The 14,638-nt window shown below is 46.3% G+C and carries 10 protein-coding genes; 9 read left to right on the forward strand and 1 reads right to left on the reverse strand.

Annotated elements, in window-relative coordinates:
* Positions 1-52 precede the first annotated feature (52 nt).
* Both ONB37_17960 and ONB37_17965 read left to right on the forward strand, forming a co-directional pair.
* On the forward strand, positions 53-1,309 hold the full coding sequence (locus ONB37_17960) for a hemolysin family protein (GenBank protein MDZ7402049.1): 1,257 nt from the start codon (positions 53-55) through the stop codon (positions 1,307-1,309).
* Positions 1,310-1,602: 293 nt separating this feature from the next.
* Positions 1,603-2,838 carry a hypothetical protein gene (locus ONB37_17965; protein MDZ7402050.1) on the forward strand — a complete coding sequence of 412 codons (1,236 nt, stop codon included), beginning with the start codon at positions 1,603-1,605 and terminating at the stop codon, positions 2,836-2,838.
* Positions 2,839-3,534: 696 nt separating this feature from the next.
* Here the strand turns inward: ONB37_17965 and ONB37_17970 are convergent.
* On the reverse strand, positions 3,535-3,849 hold the full coding sequence (locus tag ONB37_17970) for a hypothetical protein (protein MDZ7402051.1): 315 nt from the start codon (positions 3,847-3,849) through the stop codon (positions 3,535-3,537).
* A 483-nt stretch (positions 3,850-4,332) separates the two neighbouring features.
* Between ONB37_17970 and ONB37_17975 the strand changes: the two genes are divergently transcribed.
* From ONB37_17975 to ONB37_18005, 7 genes are all read left to right on the forward strand, one after another.
* A complete protein-coding gene (locus tag ONB37_17975) occupies positions 4,333-5,070 on the forward strand; it encodes a radical SAM protein (protein ID MDZ7402052.1) in 738 nt (245 codons plus the stop codon).
* Between the two features lie 358 nt (positions 5,071-5,428).
* A complete protein-coding gene (locus ONB37_17980; protein MDZ7402053.1) occupies positions 5,429-6,934 on the forward strand; it encodes a sugar ABC transporter ATP-binding protein in 1,506 nt (501 codons plus the stop codon).
* A gap of 378 nt (positions 6,935-7,312) precedes the next feature.
* Positions 7,313-8,449 carry an alpha/beta hydrolase-fold protein gene (locus ONB37_17985; GenBank protein ID MDZ7402054.1) on the forward strand — a complete coding sequence of 379 codons (1,137 nt, stop codon included), beginning with the start codon at positions 7,313-7,315 and terminating at the stop codon, positions 8,447-8,449.
* 148 nt (positions 8,450-8,597) lie between these two features.
* Positions 8,598-9,083 carry a hypothetical protein gene (locus ONB37_17990; GenBank protein MDZ7402055.1) on the forward strand — a complete coding sequence of 162 codons (486 nt, stop codon included), beginning with the start codon at positions 8,598-8,600 and terminating at the stop codon, positions 9,081-9,083.
* 156 nt (positions 9,084-9,239) lie between these two features.
* The gene (locus tag ONB37_17995; GenBank protein ID MDZ7402056.1) at positions 9,240-10,502 is read left to right on the forward strand and encodes a 3-isopropylmalate dehydratase large subunit; all 1,263 of its coding nucleotides are present in this window, start codon (positions 9,240-9,242) and stop codon (positions 10,500-10,502) included.
* 180 nt (positions 10,503-10,682) lie between these two features.
* A complete protein-coding gene (locus ONB37_18000) occupies positions 10,683-11,183 on the forward strand; it encodes a 3-isopropylmalate dehydratase (protein ID MDZ7402057.1) in 501 nt (166 codons plus the stop codon).
* Between the two features lie 203 nt (positions 11,184-11,386).
* Positions 11,387-14,446: an alpha-amylase family glycosyl hydrolase gene (locus tag ONB37_18005; GenBank protein ID MDZ7402058.1), complete on the forward strand. Its 3,060-nt coding sequence runs from the start codon at positions 11,387-11,389 to the stop codon at positions 14,444-14,446.
* Positions 14,447-14,638 lie beyond the last annotated feature (192 nt).

Raw genomic sequence — 14,638 nt, forward strand, 5'->3', positions numbered from 1 at the left:
AAGTGTTTTTTTGGAAGCAGAAATTTTATTAAGGCTTACTCTATTCCTTTTATTGATCGGCGCATCAGCGTTTTTTTCTGGCGCTGAAGGAGCTTACTTTTCGTTGTCGAAAGAGATAATCGAACGGCTCAAAGAGAGTAGCTCCAGAAGCGGGATACGAGTTGCAAACCTTTTATCAAAACCACGAACATTATTAGTGACCATCCTGGTTGGTAACACGATTGTTAACGTGGCGGCCGCGACCGTCGCCGCTTTATTGACCGCAGATCTAAGTGCCTATTGGCAATTCCCCAAAAATCTCGCCATTGCCCTTGAAATTTTAATGGTCACTTTTGTGTTGGTTATATTAGGGGAATTGTTTCCGAAAATCGCCGCGGTCAAAAACTCATTTCAATTCGCCGAAACGATTTCCATCCCTCTCTCGATCTTACGAGTTTTACTTTCTCCAATTGTCAGCTTGCTGGAGAAATTTCCTCAGTTGTTATCCGGAATCTTAGCCACCCGGGTGAATCGGCGCTTGCTGTCCAAAGAGGAATTAAAAACTCTGATTGAGGTGAGTGAGGAAAAGGGCGCGCTGGAGGAAGATGAGCGCGAGATGATCCATTCGATCTTTGAGTTTTCGAAGACCACGGCTAAAGAGATCATGGTGCCCAGAATCGACATGGTTTGTGTTGAGAAAAACACCTCGCTCGGCGAGTTAATCGAAATCATCAAAACCGAAGGCCATACTCGTATTCCGCTATATGATGAAAAAGTAGATAATATCCTCGGCATTATCCATGCGAAAGAGCTCTTGCCATTCATCAAAGGTGAAGCCCAAAATGCCGATCTCGCAGCTTTGGCGAGACCTGCGATGTTCGTTCCAGAGAGCAAGCCGATTGATGAGTTGCTGAAAGATTTCCAAGTGGAAAAGCAGCACATGGCGATCGTGGTAGATGAATATGGTGGAACTGCCGGCTTGATTACGTTGGAAGATGTAATCGAGGAGATCGTGGGGGAAATCCAAGACGAATTCGATGCCGAAAAACCGCTTTATAAAAAGATCGACGATACGCATTTTTTGGTCGATGCGAAGATCGATTTAGATGAACTGAATGAAGAGCTGGACATGGACTTGCCAGTGGATCAGAGCTATGAAAGTCTGGGCGGCTTTATTTTTGATCTAATTGGCTCGGTACCTCGAAAAAAGCAAGAGATTGTCTACGGAAATTACAAGTTCATTATTGAAAAAATAGAGCGAAACCGGATCGTGGAGGTACTAATCATCAAAACTGCTCCCAAATTAGACGAGGAGTTTCCAGAAGATTAACAAATCGATCTTTTGTTTGATTGTTCATCTTTTGATGATGCAATAAGAAGGTCAACAACCGAATATCCAATTGCAACGGGTTAAATTATGGCTTCTTTGATGCTGGCTCGATGAGATCAATGATCGATGAGGTCGAAACATAGTTATTTATCCCTGGATTCAACAGGAAAGAAGCCAAAAAATCCTGGAAAAAATCTTGACAAAGTAGAGAAAATTTATTATTATAAGAGGCATTTTGTTTCGACTGGTTCTGCAAGTGGGAGTGGAATTACCAACGATAAACGGAGGATGTTATGACTGAGATGCGGTTTGATACGCGAGATATCTTAAAATCGCCTCGTTATGCATTAAGTCTGCAACGAATTTGGATCCAATTTTTAGGGCTAATCACGGGCTATGTCGGCTATCTTATTTTCACTTATTTAAGTTTCATTGTTGCTGGTGTAGGGCTTGTCAAAGGCTGGAAAAAATATGGCTTGTTGCCTTGCTTATTTCCAGAATCTCCGAATTGGTACAGTCTTATTGTCTATTTCATTGGATTGATTTGGTTGATCGCCATTTATTTGATAACAGCTACTGCGATTTCGCGTGCTACCTATAAGCTTCTTAAAAATGACCATTTTTATACCTGGCTTGACGCAGTCAAATTTGCCCTCAGAAAAGCTGGCTCTGTCATACTTTCTCCAATATCTATTGCCCTCATGGTAGCGTTCATCCTCGCTGGCGGTGCGATCGTCGGCTTGTTGGGCAAAATACCTTTTGTCGGGGAATTCGGCATTACCCTATTTACGCTTATCTGGTTTTTCACTTCATTATTAGTAGTGTTTATGATCATCGTCTTGGCAGTGGCGCTGATTGAAAGTCCTGCGATCATTGCGACCACAGAAGACGATGCATTTGAGGCTGTGTTTCAATCCTTTTCCTTGCTCTGGTCTCAACCTTGGCGTTTGATCTGGTATACCGTGGTGGCCGTAGCTCTTTCAATCTTGGGACTATTGATCGCGGCTTTGTTATCGAAACAAGCATATCTGGTCATGGAGCGCGTGTTTAGCTTCGCAATGGGGGCAAATTTCATTAATATATCCGCTCACGCTATGTATCTGTTGAATGTCTGGCTCTATCACTCAGTATTATGGGCGCGAAACCTGCTGGGCGATCTGGTCGGCTGGTTCTATTTCAGCAAAGACTTCATCCCGTTGCCCTTGCCGCATGGCTATCAATTCGTTGCTTCTTATATTTTTGCGATCTGGATGTTGATTATCGGCTTCATTATCGTTTCGTATGGCTTAAGCAGTTTCAATGTGGGCAACACTGTTGCGTATCTGGTTCTGCGGAAGAAAAAGGATGGCGATAATCTATTAGAACGCAAGGATTCTGAGGAAGAAGAGGAAGAAGAGACGAAACTACCAACTGATCAGGGACAAGCGAGTTCAGAACCGCAACCCCCAGTAGAACAACCTGCTCCTGCGGCTCCGACAGAAAAACCCAAAAAGGAGCGTAAAAAGAAATCCAAAGAATCTGGATCGTAATGTTTCTTAATCTCTGATGGGAGTAATGAAAGCAACTACAAATTTGTTCCCTCATTTTAGGGAGTAATGATTATCGAGATACCATCCTCAACTGCCAATAGAGGGTGGTATTTCTATTTTTGCTTCTGAATAAGTGAATTGATGAGCATGCGAAATCGCCTCCGACTCTTTGATCAAATGAGTGGATTTTTTTCAATCATTTTAAAGATAAATTGTGTGCTGTCCATTAAAATCAATTCGTAGTTGAGCGAAAACTATTAAATCTATAACAAAAATGTCATTCCGAACGAAGTGAGGAATCTGGTTGCTTTGAGATTATTTTGTTTCCGCTAACTGGCCATTGGCGTTAACTTAAGAAAGGAATGTTATTTTGAGCGATCCGCCAACTGATTATTAGCGTCCAAACAGGATATTTTGGTTTCAATGACCGGTGATGCGTTCAGCAGCTCCTGCTAATTTGTCATTCATGCCCGAGTGAATTCGGGCATAAAGTGCAAACTCGTATCGCTTTCAATAGCCGCTTTAATGGTTTTAACATTTTCTGAGCTCAAATTGACGGTAATAGCCAATCGCCGGATGTTCACAATGACAATCTTTGCCCATTCATTCGCTTAGGTTGACGCCAAAGGCCAACTGGCGTATCGAAATGACAGAGAGGTGAGTTTTCGTTCAGGCGCTAATTAGAATAATTGCCGATCAGCTCTTGGTCAAGTAGCTGGAGATCTCGCGCTGAATTTCGTTATCTGATTTATCGGTTTCAAGCAATTGCCATGTTGCGAAATCCGCTTTGCCATTGGAAATCGGCTGGGAGGTCATTTCAAGGCCACCCTGCGTGGGGTGCGTTTTGACTGTCACATACGCCCGAACAATGGCGGCGACCAATGCCTCTGAAAACACCAGCGTGGCTGCTTGTTCGGTTTTCAGGACCAACCGACAATGCTTATGATTTTCAGGGATACCAAATAACATTTGCATGACATTCTGCGTCGATAAATGGATGATATCGTCCATGGGTTTTCTCCTTGCTTACACCAAAATTTATGATTCTCTGGCAAGAAAATATTTCACGAAAAAAGATAAGTTAAATGGGCAAGCGGCAATTCCCCTCAACCTTGCGCTAATGGCTGAAGGAATATATGGTCAAAGCAGGATATGCTTTGGTGAGCTCGCCAGCACCCGATGAATTTTGTGGATAGTGTCGAAATATATCTTCCATTGATGGTGAGAGTTTAGTTCAGACTGATCATTTAGCGTCCAGAAACGTGACAATTGGTAGATAAGATTCCAGCTCAATTTTTGTCAAGAATGTACCCATTTTCATCATCAATTGCAATGCCAAAGCCCAGTTATTTAGCTCTATTTGAAAGCGGAGAGTTAGAAGAACGTGTTCGCTTATTAGCGGAAAAGCTAACGTCGTGCACGTTATGTCCGCGCCGATGTCGGGTAAATCGTTTAAAGGGGGAATTGGGCTATTGCCGAGCCGGGGCAAACTTGATGATTTCAAGCTATTTTCCCCATTTCGGAGAAGAGCGAGAATTGGTCGGCCGGGGTGGCTCAGGAACAATTTTTCTCACCCATTGCAATTTGCGTTGCAGCTTCTGTCAGAATTATGAGATTTCCCATGGAGGAGAGGGGGAGATTGTCTCGGTCCAACGATGCGGCCAAATGATGGTAGCGCTTCAGTATCAGGGGTGCCATAATATCAATTGGGTAACGCCAACCCATTATGCACCACAACTGATCGCCGCGCTGCTCCATGCTATCCGATTAGGACTGCAATTGCCCATAGTTTACAATTGCGGTGGCTATGAATCATTGGAGGTGATTCAGTTATTGGAAGGGATTGTCGATATTTATATGCCTGATGCGAAATTTTCTTCCCCTCACTATGCGAAGCAGTTCGCCGATGCGCCAGATTATTTCGAGGTGCTAAAACTAGTGCTAAAAGAGATGCATCGGCAGGTTGGAGATTTGAAAATCGAAAATGGGATCGCCTATCGGGGGTTGCTCATCCGTCACCTGGTGATGCCCAACGACATTGCCGGTTCAGAAGAAATCCTGAAATTCATTGCTGAAGGGCTTTCGAAGGATAGCTACGTCAATATCATGGCCCAATATCGTCCATGCTATCAAGCTTATGAGATTCCTGGCATTGATCGGCGCATTACGATGGAAGAATATGATCGTGCGGTCCAATTGGCAAAGAAATATGGTTTACATCGAGGATTTTAATGATCCTATATTTTTGAAAAGCCATGTTGCAAAATGGTGTTGTGATCGGTGAGCCATGGGAAAAATCAGCATGCAAAACAAAACAAAGCAAAAGTGCTGAGGGTTTTTAATCAGGGTAATTGTAAGAGTTGCAATTCATCACATGAGACGACATGCCAAATTCGGCGATAAGAAAAGTTCATTACTGCATGACCGAAAACGCACCTTTTTCTGTCATTTCGACCGCAGGAAGAAATCCATGAGTCCACCAGACCCCATGTCACCAGATTCCTCATTTCGTTCGAAATGACATTTATAATTCAAATTGAGTGGATTTTGTTCAAGCATGAATGAACTTCGCTGAAGGACAATCAATTCGATGAGCCGAAATGGTCAAATAGTGCAGCCAATTCTCAAAATGCAGGGGATTACCAAGGAATTCCCAGGGGTGGTAGCACTCAAGTCAGTTGATTTTGAGTTACTTCCTGGAGAGGTCCATGCTCTGGTAGGTGAAAATGGCGCTGGGAAATCGACATTAATCAAGATACTGAGTGGAGCGGTACCCAGAAGTTCTGGCCAAATTTACTTAGATGGTCAATGCGTGGAAATAAACAATCCGTTATACGCCCAGACTTTGGGAATTGCGGTCATCTATCAGGAACTTATGTTGGCGCCAGCGCTCTCTGCAGCGGAAAATATTTTATTGGGAAGATTCCCGAAGAAATGGAAGCTGTTCATCAATAGAAAGCGGCTGCTTTCCATCGGCCAGGAGCTCAGCGCCATGCTCGGGCTGGCGATCGATCTTCGGCTGCCATTAAAGCGATTGACAGTCGCCCAGCAACAATTGGTCGAAGTGGCCAAAGCGCTATCGCTGAATGCTCGGATCATTGTGATGGATGAGCCCTCTGCGGTGTTGACGCCAAAAGAACTTGAGAAATTGTTTGACATCATTGATCGGCTGAGGCAGCAGGGAAAATCGTTCATCTACATTTCTCATCGACTTGATGAAATTTTTCGAATTGCGGATCGGGTGACGGTGTTGAAAGACGGAGTGGTTCAAGGAACAAGGGCGATCTCCGAGGTTACGCGCCAGCAGCTCATTGCAATGATGGTCGGCCGTGATTTAAATGAAACTGTTCATCCGAGGCCAGCACTGGCAGAGGAAGGGGTTGCGCTTGAGGTGAAAGAATTGCGCTGCGCTTCGCTACCCGAACCGATTAGTTTCAAGCTCTACGTCGGGGAGATCCTGGGGGTGGCTGGTCTGGTTGGCTCAGGTCGCTCCGAGTTGATTCGGACGATTTTTGGCGCCGAGCCGAAGCTATCTGGGAAAATCCTGATTGACGGTCATGTTGTAGACATTCGATCGCCTGCCGATGCGGTGAAGTTCGGCCTGGGATTGATCCCAGAGGATCGCAAAGCCCAGGCATTGTTCCATCAGCTACCTGTGGTTCAGAACATCACCATCGCCAATCTCAAACCCTTGGTGCGATTGGGATTCATTCGCAGCCGGCTCGAGGCGCGCAGTGCAAACACGTTGGTGGATCAGCTTAAAATTCGTTTAGCCTCGATCCAGCAGCGGATCGAAAATCTGAGCGGTGGAAATCAGCAGAAAGCGGTTTTGGCGCGCTGGTTAAGTAGCAAAGCCAAAATCATATTGTTCGACGAGCCGACCCGCGGCATTGATGTCGCTTCCAAGGCTCAAATTCACCAATTGATGCGCCAGTTGGCCGCCCAAGGGGTATCGATCATCATGATCTCGTCGGAATTGCCAGAGATCCTTGAGATGAGCGACCGCATCATGGTCCTCCATGATGGTAAAATCACTGGGGTGCTTTCGCGAGAGGAGGCTACTGAGGAAAAAATCATGTCCCTGGCGACTCGATAGATTCTTTGGAGACGGATGACCAGCAGTTTCATCCAATAGTCATTCGCTCATTTCAAAAAAATATTTGAATGTTCCATTAGCAAAAATTCAGATGATATAAACAAATTCGCTAATGATCGAGCATCTGTTTTGATCTGCGTGATCGAAAAGATCAAATTGAACCAGGGATGCAAAAGTTTTTAATTCAATTCAATCGCAACCGCTCGGAATCGCAATGTTGAAAAAATCCCCAATGCCCAGACGGAGTTTATAGATCTTTTTGTGGTTCTTAAAAAATTATCCTGCACTCTGATTGTTTGAAATCAGAGAAGAAAAGTTATCAGTCGACCAATCACTCGATAAAGAATCTTTTTCAATGGAAAAATTGAGAGAATAGCGATGCTCAAATTCATTATGACTTGCGGCTTGCTGGCGCTGATAAGCCGCTCGGCGATGGCCGATCAATGCAGCGTCACTTTCATTGTCACAGTGCCGGACTCACTCCCAACCGATGCCATTTACATCACGGGGAATATGTCGCAATTGGGAAACTGGCAGCCCAATGCGGTGAGAATGGAACAGGTATTACCGAACCGCTACGAGATCACGCTTGCGCTTCCCTGTGGTGCTGAAATAGAGTACAAATTTACGCGTGGCAGTTGGGACAATGAGGAAGTGCTCATCGATGGCACGGTACCTGGGAACAAACAATTAACAGTAAGCCCAAATCTAATTGTTCATCATCTGATCGCCAATTGGCGGGATCGACGGTATCAGGTTGCTGGAGGGATCGTTGGGAAATTGCACTATCACAATCGCTTCTATTCGCAGCAATTGAACAATGATCGCACTGTTGTTGTCTGGTTGCCTCCGAGCTATGATTTCGATCTTGCCAAGCGCTATCCAGTGCTCTATATGCATGATGGACAAAATTTGTTTGATCCGCGCACTTCATTTCTTGGGGTCGATTGGCAAATGGATGAGACCGCCGACAGCCTGATCCGACAAGCGAAAATTGAAGAAATCATTATCGTAGGCATCTTCAATACAGCCGATCGCCGAGAAGAATACGCGGATACGAAAAAGGGCCGGGCTTATATGGAATTTATTGTGAAAGAACTCAAACCTTTCATCGACAGCAACTATCGGACGTTCGCTGATCGGGATCATACTGCGATCATGGGTTCTTCAATGGGCGGTTTGATCTCATTTTATCTGGTGTGGCGTTATCCCCATATTTTTAGCAAGGCGGGTTGTTTGTCCACATCGTTGATGTGGAGAAACGGCGCATTATTGAAAGAAATTGAAAATTTCGCTGGACAAAAGCCTGAAATTAAGATATATTTAGACAGCAGCGGCAAGGGTGCCGAGGGTCGAATGAAAGCGGATTATTTGCGGTTAAAAGATCTATTGCTCAGCAAGGGTTTTGTAGAAGGCCAGGACTTGATATACTATTTCGATGAGCAAGGGGATCATTCGGAGCGCTCCTGGTCCAAACGGGTCTGGCGGCCGCTTGTTTTTCTATTTGGGATTTAGATTATCCATTCTGGCAAAAGCCTCATCTGAGGTTGACCGAACTTCTGAATGATTAGTAACTTTTTTATTAATCCATTTAATCAATCGTGACCATGTCGTGGTACCAAACCATGATGCGGTTGCCTCACCCATTATTAGCGAGGAAAAGATGAACCCAATTTCAGCAGAAATCGTTGAGCGGACCTGGCAAGAAATTGCCACCATGGCCCCAGCAAATTACCCTAAAATCATCAATCAGTTCGCAAAAGAACAACCCTTCATTCTGAGCTATCTCATGTCCGTCGATGAAGACCAGTTCAATGAGGATGAACGGGAGCTTCTATTTTATTTAGGAACCGTGGTTTGGCGGATGATGTCGCAAGGTGATAAACCGCTCCAAAAAGTGACTGAGGAAATGATATTTGAGGCAGAGGACAAAAATTTCAGAATGCTCCAATACCTTGAGGGAGAAGACGAAAACGAGTCTTATGATACAACGGCCAAAATGTTTCAAAGTTATAATCAAACTGAAGTGCTTCGATATGTGGTTGAAGCTCTTATGGAAGAGGATGAGCAAGGGGTAAACATTCGTGAGGACAATGTGGGGATGATGATGATCTATCTCAAGACTATAATTGACTGTTTTGACAAATAGGCGTTTCAGAAATCCAGGCAACCGTTCATGCCAATCTTTCGATTAGCAACGGGATTTTTCTTATTGTAATTCTGATTATAATTCTGACAGAATCTGGCTTGAATCGAGATAATGAGCAAGTTTGTTCGAAAAGCGCAGTTCAATTGAGGGTGGAACATGGGCAAAACTTTCGCAGAAAAGATCTTATCTAAAAAGGCCGGGCTGTCCAGCGTCGTCCCCGGTCAAATTGTCACCGTTCGTCCCAAACATCTTTTGACGCATGATAATACTTCGGCGATTGTCAGCAAGATAACGCCAGATCTGGAAAAATATGGGGTGATCGACCCAAGTTTTCCTGTGATTGTGTTGGATCACGTGGTGCCTGCGGCAGATGAAAAGACCGCGGCTGGCCATAAAAAGGTTCGGGAGTTTGTACGGAAATATGGCATCCGAAATTTTTTCGATGCCGGTGAGGGAATTTGTCATCAGGTGGTGATCGAGAAAGGTTTTGCGGTGCCAGGAACGATTGTGGTGGGCAGCGATTCGCACACCTGTTCCTACGGCGCGCTGGGCGTTTTTTCCACTGGAATCGATCGCACCGAAGCCGCAGCATTGATGTTGACTGGAGAAACCTGGCTAAAAGTACCGCAGAGCATCAAGATTACGCTGACTGGCAAGTTTCAGCCGTTCGTCACAGCGAAAGATCTGGTGCTGAAGATCATCGGCGATATTGGTGCGGATGGTGCAGATTATTGTTCGGTGGAGTTTCATGGCGACATTCAAAATTTATCTATTGATGATCGCATCACTATCGCCAATATGGGCGTGGAAATGGGGGCGAAAAATGCCGCTTTTCCGGTAGATCAGTTGGCCGAGAAATATCTCGAGTCCATCGGTGTAAAGCGTGGTAGCTACGAAAAAATTTGGGCCGACCCTGACGCCCATTATATCAAAGAACTCCATTATGATCTGTCGCGATTGGAGCCGATGGTGGCTCGGCCCCATACAGTCGATAATGTGGTTCCGGTTAGCGAGGTGGCGGGAATTCCCATCGATCAGTGTCTTTTGGGCACCTGCACCGATGGCCGTGTCAGCGATTTAGCGCTTGCGGCTGAAATTTTGAAGGGCCAGAAGGTCGCTCCCCAGGTGCGGTTTCTGGTGCTACCAGCCTCGAGGAGCATTTTCCAAGAGGCGCTGCGGTTGGGCTACGTGGAGACGTTGAGCCTGGCAGGGGCGATCTTCCTGCCGACTGGCTGCGGTCCTTGTTTGGGAGCGCATCAGGGAGTTCTGGCACCAGGGGAGAAATGTTTGAGCACCTCCAACCGCAATTTTAAGGGCCGCATGGGTTGTAAAGAGGCAGAGATCTATCTTGCCAGCCCAGCAACGGTAGCAGCTTCGGCAATCACCGGAATGATCACTGATCCGAGGAAATTGCTGTAATTTCGATCGGAAGATCACAATTTTATTTTGTCGGAAACCTGACTGTAGAAATGGCAACCCTATTTCTACTGTGAATTATGCAAGTTGTAAGATTAAATTAGCATCGCGAGAACAATTGAATAGTGATGCCCATGACGGTCATTTCTAAAATGACAGTCAAGTATCATACAAGGAGAATCTATGGATCAACAACCCAAAGTCTGGCATTATGGTGACGATATTAATACCGACATGCTATTCCCTGGCAAATACACTTACACCTGCAGCACGGCTGAGGAGATCAAGCCGCATCTGCTGGAGGACCTGGATCCAAATTTTGCCAAGCAGGTGAAGCCTGGCGATCTCATTTTTGCTGGCAAGAATTTCGGCTGCGGCAGTTCGCGGGAGCAACCAGCACTGGGGCTAAAGGCTGTCGGAATTCAGGCTGTCGTGGCAAAAAGCTTCGCTCGAATTTTCTATCGAGCTGCCATTAATCAGGGGTTGCTTTTGATCGAATGCCCAGCCGCCATTGAGGCCTATCGCGATGGGGATCCGGTCCGATTGGATCTGGCGAATAGCGCAATCATCGTGGCTGGCAAACCATTCCCATTTCCAACCTTGCCACCAGAAATTATTGCCATCCGTGATGCTGGGGGATTGCTGGAATACACCCGAAAGAAATTGATGCAAACGCCGCGATAATCTGAAAATGATGTGTCGCTAAACCTGCTCATCATTTTTTCCCCACAGATGATAAAACTGAAGATGATCTTCAATTCCGTGGCTTCCCTCCATCCGTGGGGATGACTTTTTCTGGGCTCCAATGATCAAAGCAAACCACCATACGCATCGAAATTGTCATTCGATGGGCCAAATAAACACCAATCGATTTCGAGGATTTGCCAATGAAAAGATTTATGCTCCTGCTGTTTTCGTTAGCTCTATTATCGTTCAATTCCATCTACGGGCAGGATTATATCAATATTACGTTCCGTCACTATCCAACTCGACAGAATGTGGTACGCGCGTTCGTGCCTGGGTCCTTCAATAATTGGGGACCGAACTCCAATGGCCGGATCGCCATCAATGCGCCTTCGCAGATGAGCTATGTCGATTCCCTGGGCTACTATGTAAAGACGATCCGGCTTCAAGTGGGAGTAACGCACAATTACAAATTCCACGAGCATTTCAACGTCGATGGCTCGCAATGGCAATGGTACACCGACCCATTGAATCCGCTCATCAATTACAGCGATAATAATAATTCGATCCTGGTGGTGAAAAAGGCCATGATCTTTGAGATCGCGCCGAAAAACGATGCAGTGGTAGCTCAGGCTGAACCGATCATCACCGCTGGCGTGTTCGTTGCCGAAGGCGATTCCATTTTATTCGACCAATCCGAAATTTGGCTGGATAATAGCTACCTGAGCAGTTTTTCTGGACACGTGATCCCAAATCTATCTATTTTGAACTACAAATTGCCCAAATTAAAAAATGGCAGTCATGAGGTCAAGATTGTTTTGAAAAGCAAAAAAGGCGAATCGGCAACTGAATCGATCACCTTTCTGGTGGTGGCAGGTGATGTGTTTTTTTATACGCCATCGACCGATAGCGTCTGGGCGAATTATCGCACTATCCGCTGGCGGGTGAACATGGCGGGCAAAAAGCTGCAATCGCTAACTTTGAAACAACTGAATAGCTACCCCATCAGCCTGCCGGCTGAAGTCGAGAAAGATTACGAATACCGCGTCACGCTTTCATATGGCAAAAACCGCTATGTGGTTTCGGTGACCGATACGGCTGGACAGGTGACGGAATCTGATACTTTGATCCTGAATTATCCGGCCCCGCAAAAACCGCAGCCACAGATCATCTTCCAACTGAGCGCCGATAAAACCCAGCTCAGAATGATCGGCCAGGCCAACGATCCCCAGAACAATGCCGTCAGCTTTTTATGGAGCAATCAATCAACCAATCCCATACCCCTTCGCGATATCGAGGGACAGACCAGCGAGGAAATTACCATTTCGCCCCCTAAAATCGCTGGCGATTATTCCATTAAATTAACCGTTACCGACGCAGATGGCTACTCCAATTCCACAGTCAATTTTTTCACGGTCCAGTCCGATTGTTCGATCGTCATTCCTACGCAAACCACGATTCCCAGTTGGGTGGCGAATGCCCGAATCTATTGCATGTTCATCAAATCGTACACCAATGTTGGGACAATTGCCGCGGCTCGGGAGAATTTGGAGCACATCAAAAATATGGGCTTCAACGTGATCTGGGTGCTGCCAGTGATGGATGTGGAGGGGGTCGTGGACCAATGGACGAACATCGGCTACAATGTCATCGATTTTTATCGGATCGAGCCAGCGTATGGCACTAGCGATGATTTCAAGTCGTTCGTCAGACGCGCCCATGAGCTCGGATTGCGGGTGATCTTGGATGTGACCCCTAACCATAGCAGTCGCTCGCATCCCATAGCGCTGGATGTCCGAGCCAAAAAACAGTATAGCCGATATTACGATTTTTATCAGCATAAGATTATTCCGCATAATGATAATGGCTTGGGCCAAACGGTTTCCAGTGACGGGATCGTGTATTATTCGGGATTCTCCGATGCACTGCTCAATTGGGATTGGTCCGATGCCGAAGCGCGGCAGTACATGATCGATGTCTACGCCCATTGGCTGCGGGAATATGACATCGATGGTTTTCGGTTCGATGTGTATTGGGGGCCGCATCGGCGCTATGGCAAGGCTGCGTTCGATCAGCCGCTGCGCGCCGGCTTGCGGGCGGCCAAAGCCGATATCATGCTATTGGGTGAAACCAATGGCACCGGTGTTGGTTCAGAAGTCCAATATGCCGATCAGGGGGGTGGCATTGACCTGGGCTACGATTGGATTTTGAAAGACGCTATTTTGAACTTTCCCAGCATCACCAATTTGAACGACAAGCTCTACAATGCCGGTTATCGGCCTGGCCCAAATTCATTGTTCTTGCGCTTTCTGGAGAACCAGGACGAGGATCGAGTCGCTTATCGTTATAACAGCATCGAAAAGACGCTGCCCGTTTCGACTGCCATTTTTATGGCGACTGGCATTCCATTGTTGTACCAGGGGCAGGAGGTTGGCATGGGCTATGGAATGAGCGGCAGTCGGGATTTTCGCGTCCGATCGACGGTGAACTGGCAGAATCCGGCTGCTCGGGTGTTGGCGCCTCATTACCAAAAGTTGGCGCAAATTCGCGCGCAATTTCCCGCCTTCCGCCGGCAGATGGAGGATCGCAATGGCGACCGGCGCATCGACAGCAGCGATCCCAGCGCCCAGCCAGTGCTGTACAACAGTGGTGGAATTTACGCCTTCGGTCGACCGTTTCCCGATCAAAATGGATTGGTGGTGATGAATTTCACCAACCTGCCAAGACAATTGGAATTGCCCCTGAATCTGGCGAACTGGGCCGAGTTCAGCCATGGCTTTGATGGGAATCAACTTTATTATTTGAATGACCTTTATCGCCAGACCTCGCAGGTAAAAATTGGCGCGGAACTGGACAAGTTGAGCATCGAACTGGATGCCTTTCAGGTAGCGATCTACACCATCAGTACCCAGGAACAGCGGGTCATTCTGCCCACGATTGCGGTAGCGGTCGAGGAGCAAGCGGCCGCACAGAGCGAACTCAGCTTTGGGCTCGGACAAAATTACCCCAATCCATTTAATAGCCGCACCGCGATTCGGTATCAGCTAAGCGACCCAAGGCCTACCGCGACCATAGTGAAAATTATGAATCTCCTCGGCCAGGAAGTCAAGACCTTGATCGATCGGCCTCAGGTGGCGGGGGAATATCAGGTGATCTGGGATGGTTTGGACAACGCTGGCAAATCGGTCGCCAGTGGCGTTTATCTGTATTCGATCCATTCTGGCAGATTTTATGCAGTAAGAAAGATGGTTCTTATCAGATAAAATTATTTATCTCGGGGTCCCAAAGTTTCAACAACATCTGGAAGTTTAGTGATCATCATCCGCTTTTGTTTTTTCGTCTGTGGGGAAGATCAGACCATTCCGAAAGCTCTCAGCTTTCGGAATGGTTATTTTGAATTATCATCCGTGGTTGTTATATCATCTTTGGGAAAAACAGACCATTCCGATTCAGCA

Source organism: candidate division KSB1 bacterium (assembly GCA_034506395.1).
Taxonomy (GTDB): Bacteria; Zhuqueibacterota; Zhuqueibacteria; order Thermofontimicrobiales; family Thermofontimicrobiaceae; genus Thermofontimicrobium.

What these genes read in the sequence shown, in the direction of transcription:
- ONB37_17965 (MDZ7402050.1), top strand. Translation starts at nt 1,603, where the DNA reads ATGACTGAGATGCGGTTTGATACGCGAGATATCTTAAAATCGCCTCGT.
- ONB37_17970 (MDZ7402051.1), bottom strand. Translation starts at nt 3,849, where the DNA reads ATGGACGATATCATCCATTTATCGACGCAGAATGTCATGCAAATGTTA.
- ONB37_17975 (MDZ7402052.1), top strand. Translation starts at nt 4,333, where the DNA reads ATGATTTCAAGCTATTTTCCCCATTTCGGAGAAGAGCGAGAATTGGTC.
- ONB37_17980 (MDZ7402053.1), top strand. Translation starts at nt 5,429, where the DNA reads ATGAGCCGAAATGGTCAAATAGTGCAGCCAATTCTCAAAATGCAGGGG.
- ONB37_17985 (MDZ7402054.1), top strand. Translation starts at nt 7,313, where the DNA reads ATGCTCAAATTCATTATGACTTGCGGCTTGCTGGCGCTGATAAGCCGC.
- ONB37_17990 (MDZ7402055.1), top strand. Translation starts at nt 8,598, where the DNA reads ATGAACCCAATTTCAGCAGAAATCGTTGAGCGGACCTGGCAAGAAATT.
- ONB37_17995 (MDZ7402056.1), top strand. Translation starts at nt 9,240, where the DNA reads ATGGGCAAAACTTTCGCAGAAAAGATCTTATCTAAAAAGGCCGGGCTG.
- ONB37_18000 (MDZ7402057.1), top strand. Translation starts at nt 10,683, where the DNA reads ATGGATCAACAACCCAAAGTCTGGCATTATGGTGACGATATTAATACC.
- ONB37_18005 (MDZ7402058.1), top strand. Translation starts at nt 11,387, where the DNA reads ATGAAAAGATTTATGCTCCTGCTGTTTTCGTTAGCTCTATTATCGTTC.